Annotated in this window: 17 protein-coding genes; 11 read left to right on the top strand and 6 right to left on the bottom strand. The window is 40.3% G+C overall.

The genetic code is table 11. The features are described 5' to 3' along the window. Positions 1–7 precede the first annotated feature (7 nt). The gene (locus tag ACQKL0_RS12555) at positions 8–799 is read left to right on the top strand and encodes an enoyl-CoA hydratase (protein WP_427688111.1); all 792 of its coding nucleotides are present in this window, start codon (positions 8–10) and stop codon (positions 797–799) included. A 93-nt stretch (positions 800–892) separates the two neighbouring features. On the opposite strand, the gene ACQKL0_RS12550 is transcribed toward ACQKL0_RS12555, so the two are convergent. Then, entirely contained in the window at positions 893–1,081 is a 189-nt protein-coding gene (locus ACQKL0_RS12550; protein ID WP_402867699.1) for a YhzD family protein, read from the bottom strand. Between the two features lie 296 nt (positions 1,082–1,377). On the opposite strand from ACQKL0_RS12550, the gene cysK reads away from it, so the two are divergent. From cysK to ACQKL0_RS12515, 7 genes are all read left to right on the top strand, one after another. Continuing rightward, a complete protein-coding gene (gene cysK / locus ACQKL0_RS12545; protein WP_402955726.1) occupies positions 1,378–2,301 on the top strand; it encodes a cysteine synthase A in 924 nt (307 codons plus the stop codon). 178 nt (positions 2,302–2,479) lie between these two features. Beyond that, complete coding sequence (locus tag ACQKL0_RS12540) at positions 2,480–3,688, top strand: metallophosphoesterase family protein (RefSeq protein ID WP_427688109.1); 1,209 nt, start codon at positions 2,480–2,482, stop codon at positions 3,686–3,688. Positions 3,689–3,713: 25 nt separating this feature from the next. Next, positions 3,714–6,710, top strand: coding sequence for an AAA family ATPase (locus ACQKL0_RS12535; protein ID WP_427687909.1), 2,997 nt, complete (start codon positions 3,714–3,716; stop codon positions 6,708–6,710). A gap of 67 nt (positions 6,711–6,777) precedes the next feature. After that, a complete protein-coding gene (locus tag ACQKL0_RS12530) occupies positions 6,778–7,185 on the top strand; it encodes a hypothetical protein (protein ID WP_402956034.1) in 408 nt (135 codons plus the stop codon). Positions 7,186–7,406: 221 nt separating this feature from the next. Further along, the gene (locus tag ACQKL0_RS12525) at positions 7,407–8,192 is read left to right on the top strand and encodes a (2Fe-2S)-binding protein (protein ID WP_427687907.1); all 786 of its coding nucleotides are present in this window, start codon (positions 7,407–7,409) and stop codon (positions 8,190–8,192) included. A gap of 127 nt (positions 8,193–8,319) precedes the next feature. Then, the gene (gene yhaM, locus ACQKL0_RS12520) at positions 8,320–9,261 is read left to right on the top strand and encodes a 3'-5' exoribonuclease YhaM (protein ID WP_402867705.1); all 942 of its coding nucleotides are present in this window, start codon (positions 8,320–8,322) and stop codon (positions 9,259–9,261) included. A gap of 97 nt (positions 9,262–9,358) precedes the next feature. Then, positions 9,359–9,526 (top strand): sporulation YhaL family protein, encoded by a 168-nt coding sequence (locus ACQKL0_RS12515; RefSeq protein WP_402867706.1) that lies wholly within the window; start codon positions 9,359–9,361, stop codon positions 9,524–9,526. Positions 9,527–9,573: 47 nt separating this feature from the next. On the opposite strand, the gene ACQKL0_RS12510 is transcribed toward ACQKL0_RS12515, so the two are convergent. Then, positions 9,574–10,434: a peptidylprolyl isomerase gene (locus ACQKL0_RS12510; protein ID WP_402867707.1), complete on the bottom strand. Its 861-nt coding sequence runs from the start codon at positions 10,432–10,434 to the stop codon at positions 9,574–9,576. 203 nt (positions 10,435–10,637) lie between these two features. Between ACQKL0_RS12510 and ACQKL0_RS12505 the strand changes: the two genes are divergently transcribed. Then, positions 10,638–10,721 carry a YjcZ family sporulation protein gene (locus ACQKL0_RS12505; RefSeq protein WP_402868524.1) on the top strand — a complete coding sequence of 28 codons (84 nt, stop codon included), beginning with the start codon at positions 10,638–10,640 and terminating at the stop codon, positions 10,719–10,721. A 179-nt stretch (positions 10,722–10,900) separates the two neighbouring features. Next, positions 10,901–10,984: a YjcZ family sporulation protein gene (locus tag ACQKL0_RS12500; protein WP_402868526.1), complete on the top strand. Its 84-nt coding sequence runs from the start codon at positions 10,901–10,903 to the stop codon at positions 10,982–10,984. A 123-nt stretch (positions 10,985–11,107) separates the two neighbouring features. On the opposite strand, the gene ACQKL0_RS12495 is transcribed toward ACQKL0_RS12500, so the two are convergent. Both ACQKL0_RS12495 and ACQKL0_RS12490 read right to left on the bottom strand, forming a co-directional pair. After that, a complete protein-coding gene (locus ACQKL0_RS12495) occupies positions 11,108–11,290 on the bottom strand; it encodes a hypothetical protein (protein WP_402867708.1) in 183 nt (60 codons plus the stop codon). Positions 11,291–11,388: 98 nt separating this feature from the next. After that, the gene (locus tag ACQKL0_RS12490) at positions 11,389–11,775 is read right to left on the bottom strand and encodes a DUF3267 domain-containing protein (protein ID WP_402990353.1); all 387 of its coding nucleotides are present in this window, start codon (positions 11,773–11,775) and stop codon (positions 11,389–11,391) included. A gap of 375 nt (positions 11,776–12,150) precedes the next feature. On the opposite strand from ACQKL0_RS12490, the gene ACQKL0_RS12485 reads away from it, so the two are divergent. Next, positions 12,151–12,477, top strand: a complete 327-nt coding sequence (locus ACQKL0_RS12485) for a DUF1878 family protein (RefSeq protein WP_402867710.1) — start codon at positions 12,151–12,153, stop codon at positions 12,475–12,477. Positions 12,478–12,479: 2 nt separating this feature from the next. Here the strand turns inward: ACQKL0_RS12485 and ACQKL0_RS12480 are convergent, their stop codons facing one another. Together ACQKL0_RS12480 and ACQKL0_RS12475 are read right to left on the bottom strand one after the other, a co-directional pair. Further along, entirely contained in the window at positions 12,480–13,058 is a 579-nt protein-coding gene (locus tag ACQKL0_RS12480) for an HTH-type transcriptional regulator Hpr (protein ID WP_402867711.1), read from the bottom strand. Between the two features lie 188 nt (positions 13,059–13,246). After that, the gene (locus ACQKL0_RS12475) at positions 13,247–13,609 is read right to left on the bottom strand and encodes a YtxH domain-containing protein (protein ID WP_402867712.1); all 363 of its coding nucleotides are present in this window, start codon (positions 13,607–13,609) and stop codon (positions 13,247–13,249) included. Positions 13,610–13,712: the final 103 nt, after the last annotated feature.

Below are 13,712 nucleotides of genomic sequence, written 5' to 3'. Positions count from 1 at the left end.
AGTGAATATTGAATCGACTTCATCTACAGGTACTGTTTTAGTTACATGCACGGAGAGAACGGCGACGGTCACTTTGAATCGCCCGGAGTCCATGAATGCAATAAATCCAGCCATGCTAAACGACTTTATTTATGCCCTTAAGGAAGTGGGCGAGAATGAAGATATTGACGTCGTCATTTTAAAAGGGAATGGGAAGGCATTCTCTTCAGGTGGAGATATCAAGATGATGCTTGAATCCGATGAGGAAAATGGTTTTGATAGCCTCATGGATGGAATAAGTGAATTGGTTACAACCTTATATTTCATGCCTAAATTGACCATCAGTGAAATCCACGGTGCAGTGGCAGGTCTTGGCTTAAGCATTGCCCTTGCAACGGATTACCTCATTGCGGACTCACAAAGCAAGGTGGCCATGAACTTTATTGGTATCGGACTGATCCCAGATGGCGGAGGACACTTCTTCCTTGAACGCCGTCTTGGTGAAGTGGGGGCGAAGGAATTGATTTGGGAAGGAAAAGTCCTTACCGCCCATGAGGCAAAAGAAAAAGGCCTCATTCATGAAGTGGTGGAAGGGTCCTTGGAACAGGCGGTCGAGAAAAAAGTGCAGATCTGGCTGAAAAGTCCGGTACAGGCGATGATTAAAACGAAAAAGATCCTCAGTGAAAAAAATCGTCCCTTGTTAATAAAAATGCTTGAAATTGAAAAAGCTGCCCAAATGAAAATGCGTCAAACAGAAGATCATAAAGAGGGAATCCGAGCTTTTGTCGAGAAAAGGAAACCCGTTTTTATCGGGAAATGAAATCAGAGAGACCGTCAGGATGACGGTCTCTCTATTTTTATCCCATTCTTAGATTATCCAAAATATAAAAAAGCGCTTCCACTTTTCAACCGTTTAACGATGAAAGAGTAATAGTGCCCCTGCAGGTGAGGTGCAGCGGTGCGTTTGATCTTGATAATTTTTTTCATTCAGAATTTTTTGACCGATTTCTTTTGCCTGTTGATCAGTTTCAGCGGTGAATGCTTCGTCTAAAAGCTTTTCCCCTGTCGGTTCAAAAACGGTTAATTTATATACTTTACTCATGTTAAAACTCCCCTTTTCTCATCAATGACCGTTCAATCATTTTTCTGTATAGCATATAACCTGTTAATGAAAATTTTATCATTTTATGTCATTTTTGACCATTATTATATAAGGACGTGGAATCTTTCCCGAGAAGGCAAGTAAATGTACCAATTTATGTGAATATCTTGGGTAACTAAATTAATCCTATAGAATATGAAGTATTTCCTTTACTAAACAAAAATTTATAAATGATATAATAATGAAGAAGTAAGTAAATGATGAATGTGAATGAGTTGAAAGGGGATTTTTAAGAAATGACTGTAAGAATCGTAAATAATGTTACTGAATTGATTGGGGATACACCAGTCGTAAAACTTAATCGTTTAACCGCGGAAGGCGATGCGGATGTATATGTCAAACTGGAATATTTCAATCCAAGCCGAAGTGTAAAAGACCGGGCAGCCTTTAATTTGATCCGTCAGGCTGAGCTGGACGGGCTAATTCAACCTGGGGCAACGATCATCGAGCCGACTTCAGGGAATACGGGAATTGGTCTTGCCATGAATGCTGCTGCCAAAGGCTACCGCGCGATCATGGTCATGCCGGATAATATGTCAAAAGAGAGAATCAATATACTGAAAGCCTATGGAGCGGAAGTGGTCCTTACTCCAGCGGCAGACCGGATGCCAGGTGCGATTCGAAAAGCGGAGGAGCTAGCCGCAGAGATTCCTAATAGCTTTATCCCACAGCAATTTGAAAACAAGGCTAATCCAGATATTCACCGGGTTACGACTGCAGTCGAGATATTGGACCAAATGGATCGGAATCTCGATGTGTTTATCGCAACTGCTGGTACAGGTGGAACAATTACAGGAACAGGTGAAGCTTTGAAAGAAGCGCTGCCTGAGCTAAAGGTTGTTGTCGTCGAGCCTCAAGGCTCACCTGTTCTTTCAGGAGGGAAACCAGGTCCTCATAAGCTTGTCGGAACAAGCCCAGGTTTTGTTCCAAGCATTTTAAATACGGATGTCTTTGATGAAATCCTTCAAGCAACGGATGAAAATGCCATATCGACAATGAAGGACATGGCTGCGAAGGAAGGTATTTTAATTGGGCCTTCAGGTGGGGCCGCTGTCTGGGGTGCCCTTCAGGAAGCACGCCGCCTTGGAAAAGGAAAACGCGTACTATGTATTGCACCGGATAATGGCGAGCGATATTTAAGCATGGATATCTTCAAATAAAAACAAAGACCGAATGGAGTGCATCTAAAAAGTGCCTGCGATTCGGTCTTTTTATTTATAAAATGGTCTATACTGTTTTCACCTAAACTAACTGGAATCATTCCTGTCATTAAAATGGGAAAGTATGTTCTGGATATGATAAAATAAAAGTAAATAAATGTTAGGGGACGAGGTGGTTATGGTGAGTGCCGTTACGTTCATTCATGCGGCAGATCTTCATTTGGACAGCCCTTTTTCAGGATTGAGGAATTTGCCGGCATCCATATTAAAAGACATCAGGGAAAGTCCATTTAAGTCTTTTCAAAGAATTGTGGAGAATGCGATCTGTCGTCATGTCGACTTCATGGTGATATCAGGTGATTTGTTTGATGGGGAAAATCGGAATCTTCGGACACAGGTCCGTTTTCGGAGTGAAATGGAAAGACTTCAGCAACATGGGATTCCGGTTTTCATCGTTCATGGGAACCATGATCACCTTAGTGGCTCTTGGATTAAAGTGGACTTTCCTGAAAATGTGCATATTTTTTCAGACGAAATGGAAGTCAAGCGGTTTGAAAAGATGGACGGAACAACAGTCCATTTATATGGCTTCAGTTATCCACGGCGGCATGTAACGGAACGAATGATAGAATCGTATGTAAAATCAGAAGCTGCCGATTATCATATCGGCCTTCTTCACGGGAATTTAGAAGGAAATTCGGATCATGGAAACTATGCTCCCTTTTCATTGAATGAGCTTACTGAAAAGGACTTTGATTATTGGGCATTAGGTCATATACATAAGCGCCAGGTCGTTTCAGAATATCCACTTGTCATCTATCCGGGAAATATACAAGGGAGGAATCGGAAGGAGTCGGGTGTAAAGGGCTGTGTGTTGGTCGAAATGGACGGAGAAGAAAAAAGGCACTCCTTTATCGAAACATCCGAGCTGATATGGGAAAGTGTACTCTTTAAAGTCCCGGCAACCGCTGGCTTTGATGATCTTTATAAGCAGTGCAAGGAGATGATCGGGCAAAAACGTTCGGATGATAAGGGTTATCTCCTCGACATCCAGCTGGATGTCGAGGATCCTTTTGTCTTCTCACGTGAATTACTAGAAGATTTAACCCGGCTTTTACAGGAAGAGGAAGAGCAGGAGCGATCATTCGTGTGGGTACATAAGATCACCCTTCAGCCATCTTCCTTACGTAAAGCGGGAAAAAGGCTGACACCTTTTACAAATGAAATATCCAAATTGACTGCTGATTTTGCCGATATAGAAAAGGTCCTAGCGCCACTTTACAAACAGGCTGCATCAAGGAGATTTCTCGATGCCTTGAGTCAGGAAGAGGAGCAAGAGCTCATGAATGAGGCTGAAAGATGGCTGTTGCAGGTATTTGAATCATAATGGTCAATTGAAGGAGGAACCCGATTTGAAAATTAAAGACCTCCATGTTTATGGCTATGGGAAACTGGAAAACCAGAGGTTCTTAGAAATGGGGCAGCTGCAGGTTTTCTTTGGGGAGAATGAGTCAGGTAAATCCACAATCATGTCATTCATACACAGTCTTTTATTTGGTTTTCCAACAAAGGTTCAAAATGTTCGGCGATATGAGCCTAAACTTCATGCCAAGTATGGCGGGAGACTCACGCTTATTACAAAAAAAGATGGTGAAGTCATCATAGAACGGGTGAAGGGGAAGGCAACGGGAGATGTGAAAATCACATTCCAGGATGGGAGAACCGGAGGCGAAGAAGAGCTCAATGAAATTCTTCATGGCATGGATAAAAACTATTATCAGTCCATCTTTTCTTTTGACCTTCAGGGGTTACAAGGCTTGTCAGCCCTTAGTGAAGGGGACATGAGTAAATATTTACTTTCGGCAGGCCTGATAGGGAATGATCGGTTGCTGGAGGCTGAAACGAAGCTACAGAAGGAGATGGATCTCCGGTTCAAACCTTCCGGGCAGAAACCACTATTAAACGTGAAAATAAAAGAGCTTAAGGAATTGGAGAAACAAGTCAAAGCTGCCGAAGTGGAACAACAGTCTTATACTGTTTTGTGCCAAGATGAAATCGAGCTGAATAGTCAACTGGCCAGCTGTCTGGAACAAATCCAAGAGATGGAGAGAAAACTTGTTGAATCGAGATCTTTTTTACGAATTAAGCCATTATTCGAGGAACGCCGGGAAATTGAAGCAAGATTGAATGACATCGGGGACATGAATTTTCCTTCGGATGGTTTGAGGCGGTTAGAGCAGCTGCAAGCCGTTGAAGTTCCATTAAATGCTCAACTGGAGGCCTTGAATGAGAAGGTGCGTAAAATCGAAAGGGACCTTATGCAAAATGAAAGTGGTTCGTTCCTTAGAAAGCATAAAGAAAAGGTCGAATTTGCCATCGAACAAGGGGCGATGCTGGATAAGCTAGAGCTGGAAATAAGGAAAGTAGAACATGAAATTCAAGCTGAAGCAAAAAAAATCGAAAGGATTAAGCAGGATTTATTTTGGGATGCTGCTGATCAAGATATCAGTAAGCTTGATACCAGTACGTTCATGAAAGAAAAAATAAAGAGAGCGGAAAGGGAAAAGCATCATTTGCACCAAAATGAAAATCTGCTTGATGAAAAATACAGTCGGCAAAAAGTGGGCCTGGACACGACGGAAGCACAGATGAAGGAATTAAAGGCAAAACTTATGCCTTCGGAAAAAAGAAACGAGTTGGAAGCCATCGTCAACAAACGACAGGATTCCAACTTTGACGAAGTGAAAAGGCAATTTCTTGATGAGCAAATTTCAGAGCTGGAGGACCAACTAGACTCCCGGAAGAAGCGACAGGATCATCATAAGCGCTTCCACTTACTAACTGGTGGGTTGATTGTCCTCATATGTGTGATTGCGATAGGAAGCTTCGTCAAAGGCCAGAGCCTAGGCGGCTTTATTTTACTGAGTGCAGTCATTGTATTGGCTGTTTCTCGGTTCCTTTCCAAAGGTGACGATAGTCTGGTTGGACAGTCTGCGCAACTTGAGCAAGCGAAAAGGAAACGAGCAGCGTTGGATCGGGTCGATAAGTCTCACGGAGACATGAGTGCAGAGGCGATGGAGCGACTCATCAACCAAGATTATGACCTTCAAAAACAGCTGGATCATGAAATGTTTAAATATAAAGAACGGGAGGATGCCTTCGAATCCACCATCCAGGAATATGCCGCATGGGAGGAGAGAAAGGTCCAGCTACTAGAAACCGTGAATGCCATCATGACTTCTTGGGGCTTCCCGCATCCAGGTTCGGACGTCAATCTAGAGTCTACCTTTGACGAGTTGGTGAAGTGGAAGGCAGCAGTTGAAAGAAAGAATGAATATATCGAGACCCATCGCTTATTAAAAGCCGATTTCCATAGTATATCGGATGCATTATTTGATTACGCCTTACAGATTGGCAAAGAGCCATCCACATGGAGGGATGCCATCCTAACGTTGAAAAAGAAAGTCCACCTCATGGCGGATCAAACAGCCAAGTTGGTGCAATGGAAGCAGGTACTCAGAGATTTAATGAGTGAAAAAGAAAGCCTGATGCTGGAAAAAGACTATCTTGAAAAGGAGAAGGACCAGCTATTTACGAAAGCTAAGGTGGATAGTGAAGAGACATATCGTGAAAAAGCCATTTTGGCCGATGAAAGAATCATGCTGCAAAAGCAATGGGAATTACTCAACATTCAATTGAGCCAAGCGGATATGCAACCGGAACGAATCCAAACACTTTCCGAACAAGGAATCAGCGTTTATTCGGTTGAAAACTTGGAACAAAGACGGAAGGATCTAGTAAAGGAAAAAACAGTTTTACTGGAGAACCAAGCTGATACCCGATATAAGATCAAACAGTTGGAGGCAAATGGCGTTTATGAGGAGTTGCTGCATCGTTTCCATGAAGAAAAAGCCACTTTTAACGAGGAAGCAAAGGAATGGGCAAAATTGGCATTGGCTAAAGGCTTATTAAATAAAACCCTGGACCGATATAAAAGGGAACGGCTTCCAAAGGTAATCGCGGAAGCGGAGCGACATTTAGTTTTTCTAACGAATGGTCGCTACCAAAGAATCATCCTGGAGCCAAAAGGTGAAGGGTTACGTGTAGAGCGGAGCGATGGGTTGAATTTCGAGGCCGAGGAAGTCAGCCGGGGAACGGCTGAGCAGATTTATGTATCCTTAAGGCTAGCACTTGCCGATCATACTTTTGCGGATGATCCTTTTCCCCTTATCATCGATGACAGTTTTGTTAATTTTGATGGGAAGAGGACAAAACGGATGCTTGAGCTGTTGAATAAGGTATCCCAAAGGCGTCAAGTTTTATTTTTTACGTGTCATGATCATAATTTGCACCATTTCGAGGGAACTGACGTGATTCATCTGTCCAAGCAAGTTTTGACTCCAAAATGATCATATTTTATCCTCCCCGACATAAAATGAAAAAAACCTATAATAAAGAGAGTGAACGAATTTGGACATGCATGATTTTTTGAATCGATATGATGCTTCGCTACAGTTACTCATCGAGGATGAATTTCCTGACAGACGGTGTGTTGGCGGGAAGTATTCGGTTTCGAAACATACCATCACGTTATATAAAAAAGATATCGAAATCCAATTGCAACGTTTACTTGGTTCCCTCGAAAGGCTTGAGGAATATGTATGGATCATCTTTGCCCATGAGATGGGCCATGCATTGGACCCGGACCTTTCCATGTTGAGCATGGAATTGGTTGGTCCGAGTAAACGGGAAACGCTCTATCAAATAGAACTCAATGCATGGAACATTGCAGGTGAATTGATTCCATTCATCGATCAAGGCTTATTTAGTAGAGTTAGGGATGAGTCGCTGAGCTATTGTACAAAAGACGTACTTGTTGGTTGAAAACCCTCCGGAATTGGAGGGTTTTTTGTTTTCACATCGACTCATGACTTCGAATGGAGATAGTTGAAGGGTCTTCGGGATTCCTATGGACGCGTATGTCGGTTTCCAGTATATAAGCTGAAGGATCTGAGCGTAAATGAAGGCATCGTTCTTTTTTTAAATTGACATTGAGAATCATTTTCATTAAACTAGGATTAATAGACTAAAAGGGGAGTAGTATAATGAGTCCATCTCTTAAAACCCAGTCTTTATCATGTGGTAATGCTGAAAAATCAATTATAAATGGAATGAATATAGAAATGCCTCAACCTCATAAGGTGTCACCTTCAATCGAAGAAGAGCTGCAAACGTATCGGATTTCCTTTAAAGAGGAGATAAACAATCCAAGAAACGTGGAGGATATCGAAGAACTGATCGGTTATGCAATAATCCGCTCTGGAGCAGATACTCCTAGGGTTGCCGCTTCCATGTGGTTCAGGCGTTATGCATTTTTTATTACGGCACAATTGTACATGATCAGTAAGCATCGGCTTGTTTGGAATGGTTCGCTTTCTGATTTGGCCATTCTGGATGATCCTGCAGATGTGCAATGGTTTCCAAAATTCTGGCTGAAAGACAATAGTTGGAGCGATGTTCCGGAGAAGGAAAGCCAACAAGCATTACATACTGTATTAAATAAATTTGGCGCTGATGTCATTGTCCCACTTTCCAAATCTACTAAAGTATCAAGACTTATACTTTGGGAAAATATATGGGGGTATACGGTCTGGATGTATTCAGAGTTGTTGAAGCAATGTGATATCAAAGATAGAGTGGAAGCCGATATCGAAAATCTGCTGGATGATGAAATCTGGATGGGGATGGAAAAGCGGTCACCATTCAAACGCTTCATCGGGGAAAAGACGGTACCTGAATCCATGAATTCTTATAAGCGTGTGACATGCTGTTTATATTATCAAATCGAAGGTCAAATGAAATGCCCTTATTGTCCCAATAGTAACTGTTGAATGATTTGTCTAGGAACCAGGCTGTAAGTAAAGCCTGGTTTTCTTATGTGCACTTTAATAGAAACTAAACGCACTAACCAAATTGGTATGTTATAATGTTGATATTTAATTGAACGGAGGCAGTCGCATGAACAATGGGATCATTCATTATGGAATTGGTGAAGTAGTAGATATATATATGTACATCAAAACGAGTACAAAGGCGGTTGCGAGTAATGGCAAGCCATTTTTGACGCTGATTTTGTCTGATAAAACGGGTGAAATCGAGGCTAAACTCTGGGATGTATCAGAGGCTGATGAAAAAACGTACAGTGCCGAGGCTACGGTGAAGGTACAAGGAGAGGTTCAGAATTATCGCGGTCGGAGTCAATTGAAGATTCGTCATCTTAGACTGACTACGGATGCTGATGGCGTCACAAAAGGCGATTTGATTCAAACGGCACCTCTAAGTCAGGAAGAAATGATGGAGACCATCACCCAATTCATCTTTGAAATGAGAAATCCGAATATCCAAAGAGTGACTAGGCATCTGGTCAAGAAGTATCAGGAAGAACTCTTAACATTCCCTGCTGCCACTAAGAACCATCATGAGTACATGTCGGGCCTAGCTTACCATGTCGTGTCCATGCTGGGGCTTGCAAAGGCCATTTCAGGCTTATATCCATCCCTTGATAAGGACCTTCTATATGCCGGGGTCATTTTACATGATTTAGGTAAAGTCCATGAGCTATCGGGTCCTGTGTCGACTGTTTATACGGTTGAAGGGAACCTGCTTGGCCATATCACGATCATGGTGAATGAAGTGGGCAAAGCTGCGGAAGAACTTGGAATCGATACCGAAGAAATAATGATTTTGAAACATTTAGTTTTGAGTCATCATGGAAAAGCGGAATGGGGAAGTCCGAAACCGCCAATGGTGAGGGAAGCGGAAGTCCTTCATTATATAGATAACATGGATGCCAAAATCAATATGATGGATCGGGCCCTTGAAAAAGTGAAACCAGGGGAATTCACCGAAAGAGTCTTTGCACTGGATAATCGTTCATTCTATAAACCAACCTTTAAATAATGAATATGCTTCTTTCCTAACCTGGAAAGAAGCATATTTTTTTATCTCCTGCATATGCTCTAGTAAAACAATGGGGGATCTTGAAAGGAGAATGGACATGCCAATATGGATCTGGTTCGTGTTTATTGGAATCATTGTCAGTGCCGTTATGTCAATATGGACAGCGAGGAAAGAACGCATGATAGACGAAGCGTGGATTGAAAAGGAAGGGCAGAAATATATAGACCGTATGATAGAGGAAAGAGAGAAACGAAAAGAGGCCTAAGATAATAGTAAAAAGCGACAGGGGGTGGTCCCTGTCGCTTTTTACTATTATTTTTCTGTAGCAGTTTCGGATGTGATGGAATCTTTCAATTCTTTATCCTTGACCTTCACGTCTGCTTTTTTAATTTCGGAATCTAAAATATTTTGAACTTTAGTTTGGTCAATTTTAGCCACTTTTAGTTTATATTCAAGATCCTTTTTCATATCTTTATACGATTCTTTTTCTTTCTTATCCTGCAATTGGATGATATGGTAGCCAAATTCAGATTTTACTGGCTTGGAGATTTCGTCTTTTTTCAGCTTAGCTGCAGCTGTTTCGAATTCCGGAACCATTTCACCTGTACTGAACCAACCAAGATCTCCACCCTTTGCAGCCGTTCCTGTATCAGTGGAATATTCTTTCGCAAGTGCGGCGAAGTCTCCACCCTTGTCCAATTTAGCTTTGACTTCTTCAGCCGTTTTCTTGTCTTTCACAAGAATATGTCTGGCTTTAAGGTCTGGTTTGTAGTTTTCGTAAGCTTCTTTCACTTCCGCTTCCTTCACGTTAATGTCCGCGATGGCCGCTTTTTCTTGAAGCATGCCGATTCTAAGTGCACGCTTAAGATCTGCTTCACTATTATATCCAGATGAAGCTAAAGCCGAGTCGAAGTTTTCGCCCATTTGATCTTTAAGCTCTTTTACTTTAGCTTTAACTTCTTTATCCGTTACCGTGTATTTATCTGAAAGAACCTTTTCGTATACCATTTCCTGAAGGACTTGGTCACCGTATCTGTCTTTCATCACATTGTAAAACTCTTCTTTTGATATATCTCCAGCTTTTGATTCCACTACTGCTTCTTTGTCGCTGTTGCATGCTGTAAGTCCGATCAGTCCAGCAGCTACGGCAACCGATAATGCCCACTTCTTCATTTAGTAACAACTCCTAATTTTTAAGTTTCTTTTTTTTGTAATTATTCGATTATCCACAAAACTAACTATAACATATTTTGGCTGTTTTACAAAAAATAATATATTGATGTACCTTTAAGAATTTCAAAAAAACTGGGTGTATGCCCACCCATATCCTGAATCCCTACATATGATAAATCGAAGACAACAATGGAGGTAGTTTTATGGGTAATCGATATGGCAGTGGGTTTGCTTTATTGGTTGTTTTATTCGTCTTATTAATGATTGCTGCGGTCGCATATTGTTAGCCGAACACAACATTAATATGAAAAGTGCCCACTCCTTTTGGAATGGAGATGAATAGGATAGGGTAGCCGCTCATGAAATTTACACATGGTGAATAAACCTGATGAAATGTATTTTTTTTACGGGTTATAAGAGTGTGCATGAAAGTAATCTTAATCTGGAATGGGAAGGAGGAAGATCAATGTCTGGAGGAGTTGGTGGGGGCTTTGCCCTAATAGTCGTTCTTTTCATCCTATTAGTAATCATTGGCGCATCCTGGTTATAAGAAAAGACAAAAAAGACGAAGCCGTGTGCTTCGCCTTTTTCTTTATGTGGATAGAAGCGTTGGAATACCACATTAATGCAGGTATGTAATGATTATTATCAGTATATACGCAAGGGCTTCCCTTTACACATATAAAACTTCAATATAGGAGGATAATAACAAAATAGTGATCAACACATTAATGGTCCTGAATACTTTAGGTTGCTTTTCTTCAGAGATTTCCTTTTGAATACATAAAGAGTTTGTCATTCTATTAATATTATAAAGAATCACGATAGCAAAAATAATAAACCAGAACGAGATCAAAAAATCCCTCCTTGCATAACATCATGTATAAATACGATACCAAATATTAATGAAAAAAGATACCTAAAAATCTTGGTAGCGTCGGAAGGAGGCAATATTCATTTTTGGACTAGGATATCGTATCCTTCTCCGTGCTCCTCAATGAAGGATCGCCCGGGTGATCCTATCAGGTTCTTGACATAAATGAAATCCGACACGCACAAACCTGTATGCAAAGATAGTAAAATGGTGAAATAATGGGTGTAGTGTGGGAAAGCCACGGCGCAACCGATAAAAATAAAGGACATGATGAAAAAGGGTAGAACCAAGGTGATAAGATAGAGATTTTTCCGAATCGGATGATGCACGTATACTTTGCATGTAAGTACGAGATGCCACCTGAGGGACCATGATGTTTTTACCTTTTTACATATTAATCTCATAGGTAAGTAGTGTAATAATTTGTGAACAGGATATAATAAGAGCAATAAGCTAAAAAATCCCATCGTTTGATCGTCATACAAAATGACATGGGGTGAAAATACGCTTAATAATGTATATATTAAAACAAATGACATCATTATAGTGAAAACTGTAAATAGGAGTAGACGGCAACTCCCATACTGTTTTGAAAGGTCAATTGTTTTCCATGAATTCATGTTGAAATCAGCCTCCATAGACCCTTAAATTTACTTACATACATTACGATGAATGAATGGAAAAAGCAATAGGTTTTATGGATTTTGTTTTTAGATAAAAAAGGATGGAGTTTCCAGGCTCAGGATTGGTGGGGCATTTCGTGGAGTAACGAAAATTAACTGAAAAAATAATAATGGATTTTGTATGCATATGCTAAATAATGATTGATTGGGGACTATAGAATGAGAAGTGTAAATGAGGAAATCGAAATACTCCGTTTTCACCAGCGACTGCTACTAAAGTTAATTCATAATCCACAGGCAAAATTGGATTATCTTTTCGTGGAAAAAAATTTCACGAAGAGGGAAGCCGAAGAATTACATGCCTTATGTGATGTATTGAGCAAACGCTTTGAAATAGAAAAAGCGGAAGGGTACATGAATTTTCGACCGCTTTTTAGTCAACTGGAGAAAAATTTGAATCCCAAAACAACTATAAAAGAATGCATTGAGGCTTGCCTCTCACAAGGTATATATGTATCGTTCATGAAGGAAATGGCTAAAATGTGAGATTAAACGGCCTCAGTTTCTTTCTCTATCTTTTTTTTTGTAATTTTGCCCTCCACGTCAGTAAAGTCCCGATCGATGTTAGCAAAGGATTTTTCGAATATTTCCATGAAATCTTCCCCATAGATATTACGGATGACAGCCATCATCTCAATCATTTCGGGGAACTTACCGTAAAGTTCACGAAGGGGCATCGCTCCGGAGAAAGCGGAGTTATTACTTGGTTCATAAGTCTCCATTAAATCAAGTATGACTTTTTCTCCCTCATCGGTGATTTCGATATACGTGTTTCTTTTATCATTCTCTTTTTTTGAGAACGTCAAGAATCCACGTTCTTCCAATTTCTTAGAAAAGTTAAAGGCAGTAGAAACATGCATGACCCCAAACTTGGCCACATCGGAAATGGAAGAGCCATTAAGATGATAGGCAATCCATAGAATGTGGTGCTCATTAATGTTTAAATCATGAGGCTTAATCCATTGTTGCCAGTCTTTTTCAATTGATTTCCATAAAGCTTTACTTAATTGAGCGATTCGCTGACTGAATATCATTGCTTCTTTCATAGAATAATTTTTATTCTGCATCTTATGGGCTCACCTACTTATCAGATTCTGTATATATTATTATGACAATAAAATAAAAATTAATAAAGAGAATATTAGCAAAATTTTTAGAAAATTTAATAATCGCCAATGAATTCTCCATTTTTCCCTAAAATACGATGTATTTTTATGGTAAAAATGGAGATTCGACAATGTGCTTCCTTTTGCCTTCAGTTTTTAGAAGAGGGTATTGTTGTTTCCAATTCTCTTAAAGATTCCTCTATTTCTTGAACATTCCTCAATAACTCCGTTTTATTCGGTTCGATGTCCTGCTTCCAGTTCTCTATGACGACTTGTACATCCGAAATGAAAGTTTTCACCGTTTCTTTGCTAATTTGAGTCGCTTCCATCGTGTCCTCTTTAATATTCAGCAATTTAACCTTCAACTCTTCAATCGTTGTTTTAATTTCATCGGAATTTGTTTTAATGCGACTCCGTAGGTCTTTCCCTGAAGTTGGTGTAGAAAGTAATGTGGCTGCACCCGCTACAACTGTTCCGGTAATAAAGCCGATCAATAATGATTTTGCCTTCATTTAGAATCACCTCATTTTATAATTATTCATTTCGCTTAACATGGCCTAAATCCCTGCTAGGAAAAACATCAATTGGAAATTATGTTATATAGGGATATAAATG

The sequence above is a fragment of the Peribacillus sp. NPDC097264 genome, assembly GCF_050277925.1.
In the GTDB taxonomy this organism is placed as follows: domain Bacteria; phylum Bacillota; class Bacilli; order Bacillales; family DSM-1321; genus Peribacillus.
This window is presented reverse-complemented; position numbering and strand designations above follow the sequence as displayed.

Bases quoted from the DNA above. Each gene is read 5' to 3' on its own strand.
- ACQKL0_RS12510 (WP_402867707.1), bottom strand. From the start codon at position 10,434: ATGAAGAAGTGGGCATTATCGGTTGCCGTAGCTGCTGGACTGATCGGA.
- ACQKL0_RS12540 (WP_427688109.1), top strand. From the start codon at position 2,480: ATGGTGAGTGCCGTTACGTTCATTCATGCGGCAGATCTTCATTTGGAC.
- ACQKL0_RS12480 (WP_402867711.1), bottom strand. From the start codon at position 13,058: ATGCAGAATAAAAATTATTCTATGAAAGAAGCAATGATATTCAGTCAG.
- ACQKL0_RS12550 (WP_402867699.1), bottom strand. From the start codon at position 1,081: ATGAGTAAAGTATATAAATTAACCGTTTTTGAACCGACAGGGGAAAAG.
- ACQKL0_RS12530 (WP_402956034.1), top strand. From the start codon at position 6,778: ATGCATGATTTTTTGAATCGATATGATGCTTCGCTACAGTTACTCATC.
- ACQKL0_RS12490 (WP_402990353.1), bottom strand. From the start codon at position 11,775: ATGGGATTTTTTAGCTTATTGCTCTTATTATATCCTGTTCACAAATTA.
- cysK (WP_402955726.1), top strand. From the start codon at position 1,378: ATGACTGTAAGAATCGTAAATAATGTTACTGAATTGATTGGGGATACA.
- ACQKL0_RS12525 (WP_427687907.1), top strand. From the start codon at position 7,407: ATGAGTCCATCTCTTAAAACCCAGTCTTTATCATGTGGTAATGCTGAA.
- ACQKL0_RS12515 (WP_402867706.1), top strand. From the start codon at position 9,359: ATGCCAATATGGATCTGGTTCGTGTTTATTGGAATCATTGTCAGTGCC.
- yhaM (WP_402867705.1), top strand. From the start codon at position 8,320: ATGAACAATGGGATCATTCATTATGGAATTGGTGAAGTAGTAGATATA.
- ACQKL0_RS12485 (WP_402867710.1), top strand. From the start codon at position 12,151: ATGAGAAGTGTAAATGAGGAAATCGAAATACTCCGTTTTCACCAGCGA.
- ACQKL0_RS12475 (WP_402867712.1), bottom strand. From the start codon at position 13,609: ATGAAGGCAAAATCATTATTGATCGGCTTTATTACCGGAACAGTTGTA.
- ACQKL0_RS12505 (WP_402868524.1), top strand. From the start codon at position 10,638: ATGGGTAATCGATATGGCAGTGGGTTTGCTTTATTGGTTGTTTTATTC.
- ACQKL0_RS12500 (WP_402868526.1), top strand. From the start codon at position 10,901: ATGTCTGGAGGAGTTGGTGGGGGCTTTGCCCTAATAGTCGTTCTTTTC.